Consider the following 16774-nt stretch of genomic DNA (forward strand, 5'->3'; position numbering starts at 1 on the left):
ACCTCGACTCAGCTGCGGAGGGCGAACGCCAACAGCTCGGGCGCCCGCCGCGAGAAGACCCGAGCACCGAGGGCCACACCCGCGACCAGCACGACGAGTCCGACACCGACACCGAGGACCAGCGACCACGTACCACCCGCCGGGTAACCCGTGATCAGGCCGCGACCGGCGAACCAGAGCGCGGGTGCCGTCGCGAGGACGGCTCCGCCGATCATGACGGTCTGCGCCCACGCCGCGGTGGCGCCGTTCGACTGCGGCTGCTGGAACGGGTCGTCGTGCGGGCGGACCGTGGCGTAGGGCATGAGTGCCGACACCAGGCTCGACAGACCGAGGCCGCTCAGCAGGAAGCCGGCGCTCACCCCCAGCTCGGACGGCAGGGCCTGCCAGTCGCCGAACAGCCAGGTCGCGACGACCGAGCCCAGCACGACGAGCGGGACACCGATCAGCAGAGGAGGCGCGAGTCGCCCCACGCGGTCCGCCAGACCCCGCGTGTCGGACGCCACGTGCATCCAGAGCGCCGTGCTGTCGTAGGCCACGTCGTTGTGCGGCAGGAATCCCAGGATGAGGCACATGATCGGCACCGGCACGAGGGCCAGCCAGTTCCAGCTGACGCCCGCGATGCCGAGGGGGACGACGAGCAGCGGCAGGAACGGGATGATGACGAGCGACATGCGGTAGCGGGCGTCGCGCATCCAGTAGGTGAGACTGCGGCCGGCGACGGCCCCGGTCGGCGAGGCCCGGACGTACTCGAACCAGCCGAGGCCGTCGCCGTCGTCGACCTCTTCGGGTTCTGGTCGATCGACGAACGCGCGAGCGACGAGTGCCCGCCAGGCGAGCCACAAGGCCACGAGCGTGACGGCGGCGATGGCGACGTCGGCCACGACGCGACCGGTCTGGCCCGCGGCGACGTGACCGGGGAGCGCGAGCGCGGCCCCGAACGGCGTCCAGGCGAGGGCGTCCGCGATGACTCCGGTGCCCGAGCGGCCGGGCAGTGAGAGGCGGACGAGATCGACGATCACCGGCACGGCCAGCAGGGCGACGAGCACGGCACCGACGAGCGCGAGCTCGCGACCGCGACGGGACGTCAGGACGACGCTGTTCAGCGTCGAGGCCACGAGGGCCAGCAACAGCGCGGTGACGCCGGCGAGGAGTGCGCCGACGACGGCCACGGCCGCGACGCCGGTGCCCTCGCCCCAGGCACGGACGTACCCGGTCGAGAGGACGAGCAGGGCCAGTGTGGGCAGGCCGATCACGGCACCGAGCGCCAGGCCGACCGCTGCCCGTCCCTCGGGCACGCCGAGGACGGCGAGACGGCGGGGGTCGCTCCAGGCGGGACGGACGGACGCGAAGGGGACCACGGCGAAGCCGACCAGCAGCAGGGCGCCCCCGCCGACCGCGAGGGCGCGGACGTCGTCGAGGGGCGCGGCGCGCAGGCCACTCACGAGGCTCGCGACCGCGATGGTGACGATCAGGACGGCGAGCACGGAAGCCACGGCGACGGTCAGGCGACGTGGCCCGAAGCGGACCGTGTTGCCGATCGTCTGGAGCCTCAGTCGGAGAAGTTCTGCAACCATTCCATGCCCTCCGTGACCGCGCGCCCGCCGGCGAGCTCGACGAACCGCTGCTCGAGGGAGCGTCCGGCCCGGACCTCGTCGACCGTGCCGCTCGCGAGGACGTGACCGTCGACGATCACCGCGACGCTGTCGCAGATGCGCTCGACGAGATCCATGCTGTGGCTCGAGAGCAGCACCGTCCCGCCCCCGGCCACGTAGCGCTGCAGGACGTCCGTCACGGTGGCGGCCGACACGGGGTCGACCGACTCGAACGGCTCGTCGAGCACGAGGACCCGCGGCGAGTGGATGATCGCGGCGGCCAGGGCGATCTTCTTCGTCATGCCCACGGAGTAGTCGCTGACGAGACGGCCGAGCGCGTCGTGCAGGCCGAACGCGGTGGCGAGGTCGGAGGAGCGCTTGCGTGCCGTGACGCCGTCGAGCCCGCGCAGGGTCGCGGAGTAGTAGAGGAGCTGCGCACCGGTCAGCCGGTCGAAGAGTCGCAGGCGGTCCGGGAGGACACCGAGCGACCGCTTCGCCGCGGCCGGGTCGCGCCAGACGTCGGCCCCGAGGACGGTCACCGTGCCGGCGTCGGGTCGCAGGAGACCGGTCACGATCGACAGGGTGGTCGTCTTGCCGGCCCCGTTGGGACCGACGATGCCGTAGAACGATCCGGCTCGGACCTCGAGGTCGACGTTCTCGACCGCGACCGTGCCGCCGTAGCGCTTCATGAGCCCCGAGATCGCGAGCACGACGGGGGCCTCGGTGTCGACCCCGCGGGCCGGTCGCACGGCGCCCTCGTCGGCGGGGGCCCGTTCGGTCTCGACGGCAACGCCGTCGGCCTCGGCCTCGGAGAGGTCGACGGCGGTCTCGTCGGGCGCGGTCGTGGCGTCCTCGGCCGGGGCGGTCGACGGTGCGTCACCGGCGAGCGCGTCGTCGAGGGCGACGGCCGATTCCTCTTCGGCGGTCAGGGCGTCACCGAAGTAGTCGTCGGCGGAGACGGGCACGACGACGGTGCCGTCCGTCGTGACGCCCGCGTCGGCGAGTTCGGCGACGACCTCTTCCTCTGCGGCCCTTGCCGCCGCCTCGGCCCGGGCGCGCGCGTTCGCGGCGCGGGTCGCTGCCGCCTTCTTGGCCGCTGCCGACCGGTCGGCGGCGGTGCGCTGCGAGGGCTTGCGGGGCGCCGAGGGCTTGCGAGCCGTCGCGGCCTTCGTCACCGGCACGCGGGGCGTCGTGGCCTCGGTCGTCGCGGCCGTCCCCTCGACCACGTCCCCCGCGGTCGTCGCGTCGTCGTCCACTGTTTTCTCCCCCTGGTCGGACGCGCCCACCGCTCCGACCGTGTCGTCACCCGGCGTCGAGTCGGGGGCGATGTCACCCACTTCGTCCTCGCGCCGTCCAGCCATCGCCCCACCGTACCAAGGCCACGACGTCGACCCGACGACGGGAGGCGCTTATCACGAAAGGGACACGCTTCGGGTCCGCTCCCTGGCTGCCCCTGGCCTCATCGGGTAGTCTGCAGAAGCACGACGACGTGTCCAGATCGATGCTCCGCGGTGAACACCGCTCGAACACGAGGCGAATCGCACCCAGAGACGGGTCCGGTCCGCACCGCCGGGGCCACCGCAGAGCCCGTCCCGCACGGGCTCGCCCCTTGTGAGGAGACCAGCGTGAGCAAGAACGAGACGAACCACCGCCAGCAGATCGTCATCCTGGCCGCCGGGCTCGGCAGCCGCCTCGGCCGCTCGCTGCCCAAGGCACTGACCGAGCTCAACGACGGCCGCACCATCATGCAGCAGCAGTTCGACAACATCCGTGACGCCTTCGGGCCCGACGCCCGGGTGACCGTCGTCGTCGGCTACAAGTTCGAGCACATCGTCGAGGCGTTTCCGTCCGCCTCGTTCGTCTACAACGAGATGTACGACCAGACCAACACGTCGAAGAGCCTTCTCCGCGCCCTGCGGGCTAGCGCCTCCGGCGGCGTCCTGTGGATGAACGGCGACGTCGTCTTCGACCCCACGGCCCTCACCCGTGCGGCTCGCCTCGTCCGCGACGACCAGTCGTTCGTCACTGTCAACACCTCCAAGGTGTCCGACGAAGAGGTCAAGTACACGACCGACGCCGAGGGCTACATCGCCGAGCTGTCGAAGCAGGTCAAGGGCGGACTGGGCGAGGCCGTGGGCATCAACTACGTGTCGAAGGCCGACAAGGCGACTCTCGTGCACCAGCTCTCGAAGGTCGACAACCAGGACTACTTCGAGCGTGGCATCGAACTGGCCATCGGCCAGGACGGGCTACGCTTTGAGCCCGTGGACATCTCCGACCTCTACGCCGTCGAGGTCGACTTCGCCGAAGACCTCGAGCGCGCGAACCTGTTCGTCTGAACCGGGCCGTCTCCCGACGGCTGCGTGCCCCTGCGTGATGTCCTGAACGAGAAGGGCGTCCGTGAGCACTGACCTGGCCGAACGGCCCCGTCGCAGCGGCTTCGCGCGGTACCGCCAGACACTCTGGCTGCTGACGAGTCGTGACCTCAAGGTCCGGTACTCCACGTCGAAGCTCGGCTACTTCTGGTCGATCCTCGACCCGCTCGTGATGTCGGGGATCTACTTCTTCGTCTTCTCGGTCGTCTTCAAACGCTCGGTCGGCGACGAGCCGTACATCGTCTTCCTCCTGTCCGGACTCCTGCCCTGGATGTGGTTCAACGGCGCGGTCTCCGACAGCACCCGGGCGTTCATCCGCGAGGCGAAGCTCGTCCGGTCGACCAAGATCCCCCGGACGATCTGGGTGTTCCGACTCGTGGGTTCCAAGGGCATCGAATTCGCCCTGAGCCTGCCCGTCCTGGCCTTGTTCGCCGCCGTGGGAGGGGCGCAGCTGCACTGGCAGGTGGTGTTCTTCCCCCTGGCCATGGTCATGCAGACCGTACTCGTCGCTGGGGTGGGGCTCATCGTCGCGCCACTCGTCGTGTTCTTCCGCGACCTCGAGCGCGCCACGAAGCTCGCCCTGCGGTTCGCCTTCTACGCTTCGCCCATCATCTACGGCACCCAGGACCTGCCCGAGGGCCTCCACCTGCTGGCCGCGTTCAACCCACTGAGCGGAATCTTCGGCCTCTACCGGTCGGCGTTCTTCCCGGAGCAGTTCGACCTGACCGAGGTGCTCGTCGGCGGGGCCGTGTGCGTCGTGGTCCTGGTCGTCGGGCTGCTCGTCTTCCGAGCGAGCGAGCGTGCCGTGCTGAAGGAGATCTGATGTCCACCACCGGACAGCGCCCCGTGATCCGCGTCGACGGCGTCGGCATCCGCTTCCGCCGCAACCGGCGCGGGCGGCGATCGTTCAAGGACCTCTTCGCCGACAGCAGCAGGCGGTCGCGTCCGGGCGAGTTCTGGGCCCTCCGCGACGTCAGCTTCGAGGTCCAGCCGGGCGAGGCCATCGGCGTCGTGGGACGCAACGGCCAGGGCAAGTCGACGTTGCTCAAGCTCGTGGCCGAAGTGATCCTGCCCGACACGGGCACCGTCGAGGTGTCGGGCGGCGTCGCGCCCCTCATCGAGATCACCGGTGGCTTCGTCGCCGACCTGACGGTGCGGGAGAACGTCTACCTGACCGCCGGCCTGCACGGCATGACCCGCCCCGAGATCGACCAGCGCTTCGACGAGATCATCGACTTCGCCGAGATCGGCGACTTCGTCGACACCCCCTACAAACACCTCTCGAGCGGCATGAAGGTCCGCATCGCGTTCGCCGTCATCTCACGGCTCGAGGAGCCCGTCGTCCTGGTCGACGAGGTGCTCGCCGTGGGCGACAAGGCCTTCCGCGAGAAGTGCTACGCCCGGATCGGCGAGATGCTGGCCGACGGTCGCACGCTCTTCCTCGTGTCGCACAACGAACGCGACCTCAAGCGGTTCTGCCGACGGGGCCTCTACCTCGACAAGGGCGCCCTGGTGTTCGACGGCCCACTCGACGACGCCCTGGCCCGGTACGCCTCCGATCACCCTCCCCGCCCCTCGGCGTAGTGTCGACGCGTGCCCGAACGCAGTCAGCCCCACGACCCCGATCACGCCGCCTCGACGACGGACGCGCAGCTCGCCGCCCGCGTCGCCGCGAACTCGACCGAGTACCACTACCAGACGTCGGCGCCCGACCGGTCGGACGACGCCGCCTGGGTGCGCCGCCTAGACAAGCTGCTGGCCGTCCAGCGCCCGGTCGTCGTCAAGCACGTCGCCACGCTGCGTCGCCGTCACAAGAAGGCGACGCCGCAGAAGCTGATCACCATCCTCGAGCGCGAATACCTCGCTGCGGTCACGACCGGCGGGGCCGCCGTCGGGGCCAGCGCGGTGATCCCGGGTGTCGGCTGGGGCGTGTCGTTGGCGCTCTCGGGCGTCGAGACCGCCGGATTCCTCGAGGCGAGCGCCCTCTTCGCCCAGTCCGTGACCGAGGTCCACGGCATCGCCGTCTCGGACCCCGACCGCGCCCGGGCCCTGGTCATGGCGATGCTGCTCGGTGGTCCCGGTGCCAGCCTCGTCCGGCAGTTCGCCGGCGAGGCCATGGGCACCGCTCCGGCCCGGACGGCGTTCTGGGGTGAGCTGGTCACCTCCAAGCTGCCGAAGGCGGCCATGAGCGGCCTGACCGACACGATCCGCAAACAGTTCATCCGACGGTTCGCCGCCTCGCAGGGAGCTTCCGTCCTCGGCCGGGCCCTCCCGTTCGGCATCGGGGCCGTCGTGGGAGGAACGGGCAACCACCTGCTCGGACGCAAGGTCGTCACGACGGCCCGCACGGCGTTCGGTGCGGCGCCGGCCGAGTTCCCGGTCGACCTGTCCCTCTGAGCGACCGTCTCGTGACGTCCGTCCAAGCGGCGGGCGTGGCTCGGCACGTCCTCCTCGACGGGTCCTCCCCAGGCGGCCGCCGTCCACAGGGATGCGAGACGACCCTCGGCGGTCGCTCCTAGGGTCGACGACATGACGTCGACGACCCTCGCCTACACCGTCCCCTTCACCCTCGACCGCTTCCGCGCACCCCGCGTCTACCGGCTGGTCAACGACTCCCCCGAGACCGTGACCGGCATCCGGGTCACCCTCGTGGGCACGGGGCTGCTCGTCCCCGTCGCGACCACCCGGCTCGATCCCGGCGATTCCGTCGACCTCTGCGTCCTGGGTGTCGAACTGACCCGCAGCGCGATCGCCGTCGTGCGGTGGTTCCGGCCCGACGGAGACGAGTACCTGTGGCGGTTCAGCTTCTGACCCCCGGGGTCGACGAGCCCTGCCGGGTGAGGGCCCGCATCAGCTGCTGAGACGAGCCCGTCTCTCGGCGACGTAGTCCGCGGCCGTGAAGGCCTCGAGGACGGGCGGCAGGTGATCGACTCCGAGACCGGTGACCAGGACGGCCGGGTCGACCCCCAGCACCACGGCGAGCCGGACGATCGTGTGCAGGACGGGATTGCCGATGCCGCGCTCGATCTTTCCGTAGTTCGACACGTTCATGCCCGCGAGGTGCGCCACCTCGTCCTGGCTCAGTCCGAGCCGCAGGCGCTCGTCGCGGATGCGTTCTCCGAAGAGGCGGGCGGCGTCGGACGTCGGCTCAGGCATGCCTCATGGATACGCTGCTCAGCGTCTGAGATCCAGAGTCCACATCACCGAGACATGAATGCCTCAGTGTCGAGACACTCCCCTGAGCCCCGTTCTCGGCGTCAGAGGTCGGACGCCTCCGCGTCGCCGGCCTCCTGGTCGGCGTCCTCGGCCGCACCGGTCGAGCGTGGTTCGTCGAACGAGGGACGGCGTGCGGCGTAGTCGTCGCGCAGCCGCACGAGATCCGCCACCGCGTTCTCGAACCGATGCGTGGCCGCCCCGGGCGACGTGTCGCCGAAGTGACGACGCACCCAGTGCTCGAGACGGCCCTGCGCCTCCGGATCGTCGACGACCCGGTCGACGAGAGAGACGATGTCACCCGCGCCGTCGGCCGTCAACCATTCGGCGTCGCCGAGGTAGCCCGACTCGTCGACGTCGGCCTCGACAGCCACCGGACGGGTCACGACCAGGGGCCGGCCCGTCGCGAGGCGGTCGTAGACCATCGCCGAGATGTCGGTCACCGCGACGTCGGCCGCGGCCAGTTGCCAGCCGAGTTCGGGCCCCTCGTCGTGGATGTGGTGGGCGCCAGGATCACGCGTGTTGGCCTCGGCCAGCGCCCGGATGATCCCCTCGTGGGCTCGCCGGTACTCGGGGTCGAGCACGCCGCTGCGCGGGTGTGCCCGGTAGACGACCCGGTGACGCCCCGAAGCCAGCAGGGCCCTGACGAGGGCGAGGCCGTGCGTGGCGATCGACCCGTAGGCGGCCGCAGGACGGTCGCCCTCCCAGGTAGGGGCGTACAGCACGACCAGACGGTCGTCGTCGGGGTAGGGCACCTCGCCCGAGAAGTGGTCGGCCTGAGGCCGGCCGATGGGCACGGCGCGCTTCTCGAGGTCGTAGTCCCAGAGCTTGGCGGCCAGGCGGTCCTTCGCGGCGTCACCCGCGACGAAGGCGTAGTCGTAAGCCTTGAACTGGTTCGTCGTCATGTACATCTTGTCGCTCTCGCCGTGGTTGACGAAGACGTGCCACATGCGGCCGTACCGCATCATCTGAAAGTTCTTGGCGTTCTGGTTGACGTACAGCGTCATGGCCAGGGGCTGAGCGGCGACGAAGTCCTCGAGGTCGGCCACCTTGCGGGCGTAGACGAGGGGCACCGGGCTCTCGTCGAGCATCGTGACCATCGTGCCCGGCGAGCGGACGACGATCGCCACGGGGAAGGTCTCGGCCAGGCGGGCGAGCGGGGCGTACCACTGCCGGATCTGGTACATGTTCACGGCCGTGTCGGCGAAGTACACGGCGACGCGGACGGTGCCCGGAGCGGGCGTCGCCGCGGCCCGTGGGTCGCGCTCGAGCCGGCGTCGACTGCTGCGCGAACGGACGGCGCGGCGGGCGAGGCTCCAGGCGAGCCCCAGGTCTCGGGTCAACGGCACATGCCCTCCTCGGGTCGGTCCGCCACCCCGATCGGCGCCGGACCCCGGAAAGCCTAGAGGACCGGAGGTCGACCGGCCCTGGACATGCGGAGGACCGTTACCCAACCGATGGACCGTCGACCGCCCGGCGCCTCTCGCCACCCCTCCGCCCAGCCCGCGAACCACGGCCGCAGGCGTCGCGGGGTCCGTGCCCACCGCAGCAGCTGGACCGCCGTCCAGGACGCCACGTAGACGGGGACGAGCGGCCAGGGGAGGTTGCGCTTGGCCAACCAGACCCGGTTGCGGGCGTTCAGCCGGTAGTACTCGGCGTGGCGCGCCGGGTCGATGGCCGGATGGTTCGCCACGAGCGAGCCCTCGTACCAGGTGCGCCTGCCCTGGGCCCAGACCCGCCACGCCAGCTCGATGCCCTCGTGCGCGTAGAAGTACGGCTCGCCCCAGCCGGCACAGGCGTCGAAGACGTCGCGGGGCAGCAGGGTCGCCCCCTCCCAGACCGAGAAGACGTCGCTCGACCGGCGGGGGTCGCCCTTGCGCAGGCGAGGCGTCCACCGGCGCGGGTTGACGGCACCGTCGGGGTCCACGACCCGTGGCTGCAGGAGCCCGATCTCGGGTCGGGCCCGCAACAACGCGACGGCGTCGGCCAGGAACCGGTCGGAGGGCAGGCTCGCATCGTCGTCGAGGAAGAAGATCCAGTCGCCCGAGACGAGTTCGGCCCCCCGGTTGCGACCGGCGGGGATGCCCACGTTCTCGGCGAGCTCGAGCAGGCGGACCCCGGTCGGCACCTCGACCTCCGCGGTCGCGGCGTCGCGTCCGTTGACCACGCAGACGACGTCCAGGTCGACGTCGCGCTGGGCCGACAGCGAGGCCAGCCCCCGACGCAGGTCGCCAGGGCGTCGCCCCTGGGTCAGGCTCACGACTCCGACCCGGGGCAGGACCTCGCTCAGGAGCGCACCCGCTTCGACGCCATGATCGCGACGAAGTGGCCGACCAGCGCCAGCACCGACAGCGGGAGCAAGGCGACGAGGAGGACGCGGTCGGCGGTCACGCCTCCGACGACGAGGCCGACGAGCGCGGCCAGGAAGACGAGCATGGTCAGCTCGACGGAGTGGTACAGGCGGTGGAACGGCACGAACCGCGCGGCGCTGCGCAGTCGGGACAGGAGGCGCCCGCTCGGCTGCGTCGCGCCTCCTCGTTTGTCTTCGAGCCGATCGAGGCCCGCGTTCGCGCGGGCGACGTGGACCATGTCGTTGAGGGCCTTGTTCAGCACGATCACGAGGGCCAGGGCGAAGCCCGCGGTCGTCCAGAGGAAGTCGCCCGGCGTCTCGAACGGGAACCCGGCGGCACGGACGCCCAACACGATCGGGATGAGGGCCTCGGTCGAGTAGTGGCCGACCTTGTCGAGGAAGACCCCGGCCGGCGAACTGGTGCCCCGCCAGCGGGCGACCTCGCCGTCACAGCAGTCGACGAGCATCTGCAGTTGGCCCAGCACGAGGGCGAGCAACGCACCGGTGATGCCCGGCACGAGCAGCGAGAGGGCGGTGCACCAGCCGACGAGGATCATCAGCCCCGTCACGCCGTTCGCCGAGACGCTCGTCTTGAGCAGCCACCAGGTCAGGTAGGGCGACACGTCGCGCAGGTACAACGAGGCCGTCCAGTGCTCGGCGTTCGCACGACTGCGCACCTCGGGCGGCTGGGCGACGCGTCGCAACTCGGCGATCGAACTCGGTCTGGTGGGCAGCGCGGTCATCGGCGGCTACCTTCCGGTCTGGGCGGTGATGTTCTTCGTGAGGTCGAGGAAGCCGAGCACGAAGCCGACGCCCCACCCGAAGTGGATGGAAGGCAAGACTACGAGAAACCAGAGGCGGGTGCGGAGGTCGTCGCCGCGGGCGGCGAGCACGGCGGCCGCGAGGACGAAGACGACGTACACGCCGGGCACGACGAGGGCGAGCGTGGCCCACCCGAGCGGGCTGCCGAGCGCGAGACCGACCATGCCGACCAGTCCGACCACCAGACCGAGGGCCACCCCGAGCACCATGACGGGCGGCACCAGGTACCGCAAGGTGTTCGCCTTCGGGAACCGCCGGGCCAGTTCGCCCCGCCACAGCCCGGTGGCGACGAACTGTCGGGCCAACTTGCGCAGGCTCGGGCGAGGTCGGTAGGTGACCACGAGCCGCGGGGTGAACCAGACCGTTCCGCCCGTGGCCCGAAGCCGCCGGTTGAGCTCCCAGTCCTGACCGCGCTTGACGCCCTCGTCGAAGAGCCCGACCTCGAGCAGTCGGTGTCGCAGGAAGACGCCCAGGTAAGCGGTGTCGGTCGGGCCTTCGGCGCCGCCGACGTGGTGGGGTGTGCCCCCGAGGCCGACCCTGCTGCCGTAGGCCCGGGCCACGGCCTTCTCGAAGGGGGTGCGCCCGACGGCGGCCATGATGCCGCCCACGTTGTCGGCTCCGCTGCGCTCGAGGGTCTCGACCGCGATGCGCGTGTAGTCGCTCGGCAGCACGGAGTGAGCGTCGACGCGCACCGTGATCGGGTGGACCGACGCTCGGATGGCCACGTTGAGGCCGGCCGGCGTCGAACCGACGGGGTTGGGGATGCTGCGGACCCGGGGGTCGGCCGCCGCCATCTCGGCCACGACCTCGTTCGTGCGGTCGACGCTCGGGCCGAGGGCCAGGATCACCTCGAACGGGCCCTCGTAGTCCTGGACGAGCAAGCTCTCGACCGCCGCCCGGATCTCACGCTCTTCGTTGAGGACGGGCATGACGTACGAGACACCGGGTCGGGTGGCGTCGCCTGCTTGCATGGATCGCGTTCCTCGGGCTCGTGAGCGCCGGGGAGGCGCGGGTCGGGACTGCGGACGGCCGCAGGGATCGTGGCGAGCTTAGCAACACGCGAACGGGGGCCGGGACGCCGTGGCGTCCCGACCCCCGCCGCACCGACCGGGGCGGACCGTCAGCTGGTCAAGGTGTCGAGGGTGACCTTCGTCGTGTCGGTCGTCCCGTCCCGGACGTAGGTCAGGTCGGCCGTCGCGCCACCGGCGAGGAACCTGACCTGCGCCGTGAGGTCGGTCCGGTCGCTGATCGGCACGCCGTTAAACTCCGTCACGACGTCGCCCTGCCGCAGGCCGGCGTTCTGTGCCGCGCCACCGGGGCTGAGCTGGACGATGAGGGCACCGACCCGGGTGGCCGCCGCGTCGCTCGTGGCGTCGTTCACGCTGGCACCGAGGAGGCCGTGGCTGGCCTTGCCGTTCGCCATGATCTCTTTGGCGACCCGCTGCACGAGGTTCGACGGCACCGAGAACCCGACGCCGATGCTGCCGGACGACTCCCCCGAACTGGCGATGGCGACGTTGAGGCCGATCAGCTCGCCCTGCGAGTTGAGCAGCGCACCACCGGAGTTGCCCGGGTTGATCGACGCGTCGGTCTGGATGACCGGCAGCGAGATGACCGAGCTGGCCTGGTTCTGCGTGGAGCCGTCACCGTTGTTGAACGAGAAGGGCCCCTGGCCGTTGTTGTCGTTCTGCTGGCCCTCGTCGCTGCCGTCGGTCGGCGCCGCCGAGGACTGCACGGTGATGCTGCGGTTGAGGGTCGAGACGATGCCGTCGGTCACCGTGTTCGACAGACCGAGCGGTGCTCCGATGGCAACGGCCGTGTCACCGACGTTCAGCTTCGACGAGTCGGCGAAGTCGATCGGGGTGAGCCCCGTCGCGTCGACCTTCAGCACGGCGAGGTCGACCGTGGGGTCGAGCCCCACGACCTCGGCCGGCAGGATGCTGCCGTCGCTGAGCGTGACGTTCACGGTGCCCGACGCGCTGGCTCCGTCCAGGGTGACGACGTGCGTGTTCGTGACGATGTACCCGTCGTCGCTCAGGATGACGCCCGAGCCGGTGCCGCCGGACTCGCCCGCCGTCACGTTGATCGTGACGACCGACTTCGTCGCCTTCGCCGCGACCGCCGTGACGACCGTCGCGTCGTCGTAGTCGTTCACCGTCAGGTCGCGGGACTCACCGGTCGCCGAGACCCCGGCCCCCGAGTCGCGGGAGAGCACCGCGGCGACGCCACCGCCCGCCGCGCCGCCCACGAGGACGCCGACCAGGAGGGCCGCGGCGACGGAGCCCACGCCACGTCGGCTCTTCTTCGGCTTCTGCGGGGGCGCCTGCCAACCCGCCGCCGCGTACGAGTTCGTCGTGTCATAGGCGAACGCCGACGGATCGGAGGCCTGCTGTCGGTAGGGGTCGCCCTGCTGGTACGACCCGGGCTGCTGGTAGGGGTCACTCTGCTGGTACGACCCTGACTGCGGGTAGGGACCCGACTGCTGATGCGAACCGGGCTGCTGGTGAGATCCGGCCTGCTGGTACGAAGCGGGCTGCTGGTAGGAACCGGGCTGCTGGTACGAGCCGGACTGCTGGTACGACGGCGGTTGCTGGTACGAGCCGGGGTGGGGCTGAGTCCGGTCGTGCGCCTGGTCGTGCCGCGCCTCGTCGGCCCCGGACTCGAAGGAGCCGGCCTGCGGGGTGCTGCCGGGCAGTGGCGGAGCACCGTAGGTGACGCCCTGGTCGGCCGGGTACGGCGTCGTGGGCTGGGCGCCGTCGTGCGCGCTCCGGTCGTCGCCCGGGACGCCCTGCGAACCGTCGGCGGTGCCCTCGGGCGTGCGCGGGGCGCCGTCGTCGGTGTCGTCGTGGCGGGGGGTGTCGGTCATGGTGCTCCTTCCAAGCCCTGACAGCCTGGTCGCCCAAGCTGGGCGGATCATACGGCGAGCCTGTGAGCGGACTGCACCCAGCTTATGCGGCGGCTGGACACGACCACCCCGGCACCCGTCCCGCGGAGATACGGTGACGGGATCATGACTCCTCCAGCACCCTGGCAGCGCGCGGCGAGCGGCGCGATGCTCCTCGACGGCGCGGGCCGACTCGCCCCCACGATCTTCGCCGAGATGTCGGCCCTCGCCACGGCGACCGACAGCATCAACCTCGGGCAGGGCTTCCCGGACGAGGACGGCCCGGTCGAGGTCCTCGAGGCGGCGCACGAGGCCCTGCGCTCCGGCCTCAACCAGTACCCGCCGGGCCGGGGCATGCCCGTCCTCCTCGAGGCGGTGGCCGCCCACCAGCGACGGTTCTACGGTCTCGACGTCGACCCGCAGCGCGAGGTGCTCGTGACCGCGGGGGCGACCGAGGCGCTGGCGGCGACGATCCTGGCGTTCGTCGACCGGGGTGACGAGGTGGTCACGCTCGAACCGTTCTACGACGCGTACGGGGCCGTCATCGGGCTCTCGGGCGGCGTCCACGTCACCGTGCCGCTCCGAGGTCCGGACTCGACGGTCGACCCGGACGAACTGCGCCGGGCCTTCGGACCGCGCACCCGGCTCGTCGTGCTGAACGATCCGCACAACCCCACGGGCAGCGTCCTCGACGACGCGACCAGGCGCCTCCTGCTCGAACTCGCCGTCGAGCACGACGCACTCGTCGTCACCGACGAAGTCTACGAGCACCTGCTCTTCGACGGTGCGGTCCATGTGCCGTTCGCCACCCTGCCCGGCGCGGCGGCTCGGACGATCAGCATCTCGTCCGGGGGAAAGACCTTCAACACGACGGGGTGGAAGATCGGCTGGCTGACCGGTCCGGCGGAGCTCGTCGACCGCATCGTCGCCGTCAAGCAGTACCTGACCTTCGTGAACGGTTCGGTCTTCCAGCCCGCGATCGCCGTCGGGCTCGGACTCCCCGACGCCTACTTCGAGGGGATCGCGCGCACACTGGCCCACAAACGCGACGTCCTGTCCGACGGGCTGCGTCGTGCGGGGTTCGCCGTGCGCGCCAGCCACGGCTCGTACTTCGTGGTCGCCGATGCCGCCCCCCTGGGCTTCGACGACGCGGCCGACCTGTGTCGGCGGCTCCCCGAGCTCGCCGGTGTCGTCGGGCTGCCGATCAGCGCCTTCTGCCACCCGGAACTCGCCGCCGAGCAGTCGTCCCTCGTCCGGTTCGCCTTCTGCAAGCGCATCGAGGTGCTCGAGCAGGCCTCGGCCCAGCTGGCGTCACTCTCGGTCTGAGCCCTTCCCATAGGGCGGACCGCCGCCGTCACGGCGCGGGACCACGTCGTACCGGCGAAGGGCCAGGGACGGGTTCGTCCGGCGCACGGCCGCGATCCGGTCGGCCGAGACCCTGCCCAGCGCCATGACGTCGACCTCGTCGCCGACCGAGGCGAGGGCCACGCCCGTCGGGTCGACGATCGTGCTGCAGCCGACGCCGACGGGCGGTGCGTGGTCCGCCGCGGCGACGTACACGGTGTTCTCGAGGGCCCTGGCCGTCAGCAGGGTCGTCCAGTGATGCTGCTTGAGCGGTCCGCGCACCCACTCGGCCGGCATCAACACGACGTCGACCCCGGCGTCGACGAGCGTCCGCGTGACCTCGGGGAACCTCAGGTCGTAACAGGTCTGCAGGCCGAAGACGAGCCCGCCGACCTCGAAGGTCGCGGCGACCGCCAAGGGGCCCGGCACGATCCACCGGGACTCCTGCCCACCGAACGCGTCGTAGAGGTGCTGCTTCGAGTACGTGGCGACGACGCCCCGACCGGGCGCCACGGCCACGAGCAGGTTCTCGAACCGCGCCGGATCGGGCGACAAAGCGACCAGGCCCGCGACGAGCGCGACGCCGAGCCGATCCGCCAGTGCGGTCAGGTGGCGCACGAACGGCCCGTCCGTGGGTTCCGCGGCCTCGAGGTACGACGGCCCCAGTTCGGCCGAGAAGTACGACGAGTACTCGGGGAAGACGACCACCTGTGCGCCCCGTCGGGCCGCCTCCTCGGCGAGGTCGGTGATCGTCCGCAGGTTGCGCACCGGGTCGTCACCGGGGGCGGTCTGCACCACCGCGACGACGACGTCGGGCGTGCCGCCGGTGCTCATCGCGCCCACCGCCCGGCCGCCAGCGCGGCCGCCTCGCCCAGCCAGAAGGAGGCGCGGGTCGTCGACTCGAGGACGTCGCCCGCCAGCTGCGTGGTCGACACGACGTCGGCGAAACCGTCAGCGGGCGCTTCGACGGAACCGGCGACGAGGACGACCGGGACTCCGGCCGCGTCGGCCATCCGCCGCACGAGCGACACGGTCTTCCCGGCGGCGGTCTGACCGTCGAACCGCCCTTCTCCGGTGACGACCACGTCACCGTGGGCCAGGGCTTCCGCGAGCCGGACGGCCTCGGCGACGGCGACGGCCCCGGGCTGCAGACGGGCACCCCAGGCGAGCAGACCGAAGCCCGTCCCGCCTGCGGCACCGGCACCGGGGGTCGCAGGATCGACGTCGACGAGGCTCGCGAAGCGTTCGAGCCCCCGTTCGAGCGCGAGGACGTCGTCGGCCGAGGCACCCTTCTGCGGCCCGAACACGGCGGCGGCACCGTCGGGGCCGAGCAGGGGGCTGTCGACGTCGACCAGCAGTACGACGCCGTCGGGCGGGAGGGCGATCAGACCCGAGAGATCGACCCGGGCAGCCGTGGTGAGCCCGTGGTTTCCCGGACCGACGGGCTCCCCCAGAGAGTCGACGATCCGGGCGCCGAGGGCCGTCAGAACACCCGCTCCCCCGTCCGTCGACCCGCTGCCCCCGAGGCCGACGAGCAGCCGCACGGCGCCGGCGCCGACGGCCGCGCAGATGACGTCACCCAGGCCGCGGGTGGTCGCGTCGTGCGGCGCGGGTGAGGTCAGGAGGCCGAGCCCGCAGGACGAGGCGAGTTCGACGACGGCCGTGCCGTCGGGAAGCGCCAGCCAGGGGGCGTCGACGGGACGGCCGTCGGGGCCCTCCACGACGACCTCGTGGCGGATGCTTCCGGGGACGGCCCGCTCGAACGCATCCAGGGTGCCTTCTCCGCCGTCGGCGAGAGGCAGCGCGACGATCTCGTCGTCGGGCCGTGACCGGGACCACCCTACTGCGAGCGCGGCCGCAGCCTCGGACGCATCCAGGCTGCCCTTGAACGAATCGGGGGCGAGGACCACCCGGAGTCTCGACATGCCTCAACCTTGGCATGATCGGCCGCGACGGCACAGAGCCCCCGAGAGCTTGTCGAAAAGACGAAAGCCCCGGTCGTTCGACCGGGGCTTTTGTCTTTCTTGTTGCGGGGGCAGGATTTGAACCTACGACCTCTGGGTTATGAGCCCAGCGAGCTACCGAACTGCTCCACCCCGCGGCACAAGAAGAAACACTAGCACGGCATTCGGACGCCGTCCAATCGAGCCCCCGGAGGCGGCCGTCACATCGCCCCGTCACGACGAACCCCCTC

General features: G+C 71.2%; 16 protein-coding genes and 1 tRNA gene. 6 read left to right on the forward strand and 11 right to left on the reverse strand.

Going from position 1 to position 16774, the window contains the following annotated elements:
• Positions 1-8: 8 nt before the first annotated feature.
• Both BIV04_RS13060 and BIV04_RS17455 read right to left on the reverse strand, forming a co-directional pair.
• Entirely contained in the window at positions 9-1574 is a 1566-nt protein-coding gene (locus BIV04_RS13060; protein WP_071256732.1) for a hypothetical protein, read from the reverse strand.
• Positions 1550-2953 carry an ABC transporter ATP-binding protein gene (locus tag BIV04_RS17455; RefSeq protein ID WP_083396448.1) on the reverse strand — a complete coding sequence of 468 codons (1404 nt, stop codon included), beginning with the start codon at positions 2951-2953 and terminating at the stop codon, positions 1550-1552. Before BIV04_RS17455 ends, BIV04_RS13060 begins: the two co-directional genes overlap by 25 nt.
• A 264-nt stretch (positions 2954-3217) precedes the next feature.
• Here BIV04_RS17455 and BIV04_RS13070 point away from each other — a divergent pair, with 264 nt between their 5' ends.
• From BIV04_RS13070 to BIV04_RS13090, 5 genes are all read left to right on the forward strand, one after another.
• On the forward strand, positions 3218-3931 hold the full coding sequence (locus BIV04_RS13070; protein ID WP_071256733.1) for an NTP transferase domain-containing protein: 714 nt from the start codon (positions 3218-3220) through the stop codon (positions 3929-3931).
• A 61-nt stretch (positions 3932-3992) separates the two neighbouring features.
• Positions 3993-4790 carry an ABC transporter permease gene (locus BIV04_RS13075; RefSeq protein ID WP_177174821.1) on the forward strand — a complete coding sequence of 266 codons (798 nt, stop codon included), beginning with the start codon at positions 3993-3995 and terminating at the stop codon, positions 4788-4790.
• Positions 4790-5551, forward strand: coding sequence for an ABC transporter ATP-binding protein (locus BIV04_RS13080; RefSeq protein ID WP_054145303.1), 762 nt, complete (start codon positions 4790-4792; stop codon positions 5549-5551). The genes BIV04_RS13075 and BIV04_RS13080 overlap by 1 nt, the downstream gene beginning before the upstream one ends.
• Before the next feature lie 9 nt (positions 5552-5560).
• Positions 5561-6364 (forward strand): EcsC family protein, encoded by an 804-nt coding sequence (locus tag BIV04_RS13085; RefSeq protein WP_255364288.1) that lies wholly within the window; start codon positions 5561-5563, stop codon positions 6362-6364.
• Positions 6365-6496: 132 nt separating this feature from the next.
• Positions 6497-6778, forward strand: a complete 282-nt coding sequence (locus tag BIV04_RS13090) for a PilZ domain-containing protein (protein ID WP_071256734.1) — start codon at positions 6497-6499, stop codon at positions 6776-6778.
• 39 nt (positions 6779-6817) lie between these two features.
• Here BIV04_RS13090 and BIV04_RS13095 read toward each other — a convergent pair whose 3' ends face one another.
• From BIV04_RS13095 to BIV04_RS13120, 6 genes are all read right to left on the reverse strand, one after another.
• The gene (locus BIV04_RS13095) at positions 6818-7123 is read right to left on the reverse strand and encodes a helix-turn-helix domain-containing protein (protein WP_071256735.1); all 306 of its coding nucleotides are present in this window, start codon (positions 7121-7123) and stop codon (positions 6818-6820) included.
• 101 nt (positions 7124-7224) lie between these two features.
• Positions 7225-8529, reverse strand: a complete 1305-nt coding sequence (locus BIV04_RS13100) for a CDP-glycerol glycerophosphotransferase family protein (protein ID WP_071256736.1) — start codon at positions 8527-8529, stop codon at positions 7225-7227.
• 53 nt (positions 8530-8582) lie between these two features.
• On the reverse strand, positions 8583-9470 hold the full coding sequence (locus BIV04_RS13105; RefSeq protein WP_071256737.1) for a glycosyltransferase family 2 protein: 888 nt from the start codon (positions 9468-9470) through the stop codon (positions 8583-8585).
• Positions 9467-10273, reverse strand: coding sequence for a CDP-alcohol phosphatidyltransferase family protein (locus BIV04_RS13110; protein WP_071256738.1), 807 nt, complete (start codon positions 10271-10273; stop codon positions 9467-9469). The genes BIV04_RS13105 and BIV04_RS13110 overlap by 4 nt, the downstream gene beginning before the upstream one ends.
• Before the next feature lie 6 nt (positions 10274-10279).
• Positions 10280-11323, reverse strand: a complete 1044-nt coding sequence (locus BIV04_RS13115) for a glycosyltransferase family 2 protein (RefSeq protein WP_071256739.1) — start codon at positions 11321-11323, stop codon at positions 10280-10282.
• A gap of 149 nt (positions 11324-11472) precedes the next feature.
• Positions 11473-13218 carry a S1C family serine protease gene (locus tag BIV04_RS13120; RefSeq protein WP_071256740.1) on the reverse strand — a complete coding sequence of 582 codons (1746 nt, stop codon included), beginning with the start codon at positions 13216-13218 and terminating at the stop codon, positions 11473-11475.
• 144 nt (positions 13219-13362) lie between these two features.
• On the opposite strand from BIV04_RS13120, the gene BIV04_RS13125 reads away from it, so the two are divergent.
• The gene (locus BIV04_RS13125) at positions 13363-14562 is read left to right on the forward strand and encodes an aminotransferase class I/II-fold pyridoxal phosphate-dependent enzyme (protein ID WP_071256741.1); all 1200 of its coding nucleotides are present in this window, start codon (positions 13363-13365) and stop codon (positions 14560-14562) included.
• Here the strand turns inward: BIV04_RS13125 and BIV04_RS13130 are convergent.
• From BIV04_RS13130 to BIV04_RS13140, 3 genes are all read right to left on the reverse strand, one after another.
• A complete protein-coding gene (locus BIV04_RS13130) occupies positions 14548-15414 on the reverse strand; it encodes a carbon-nitrogen hydrolase family protein (RefSeq protein ID WP_071256872.1) in 867 nt (288 codons plus the stop codon). The genes BIV04_RS13125 and BIV04_RS13130 overlap by 15 nt on opposite strands.
• Positions 15411-16505 (reverse strand): glycerate kinase, encoded by a 1095-nt coding sequence (locus BIV04_RS13135; RefSeq protein WP_071256742.1) that lies wholly within the window; start codon positions 16503-16505, stop codon positions 15411-15413. Before BIV04_RS13135 ends, BIV04_RS13130 begins: the two co-directional genes overlap by 4 nt.
• 102 nt (positions 16506-16607) lie before the next feature.
• Positions 16608-16681: transfer RNA gene (locus BIV04_RS13140), tRNA-Met, on the reverse strand.
• Between the last annotated feature and the right edge of the window lie 93 nt (positions 16682-16774).

Source organism: Frigoribacterium sp. MCBA15_019, assembly GCF_001864945.1.
Taxonomy (GTDB): domain Bacteria; phylum Actinomycetota; class Actinomycetes; order Actinomycetales; family Microbacteriaceae; genus Frigoribacterium.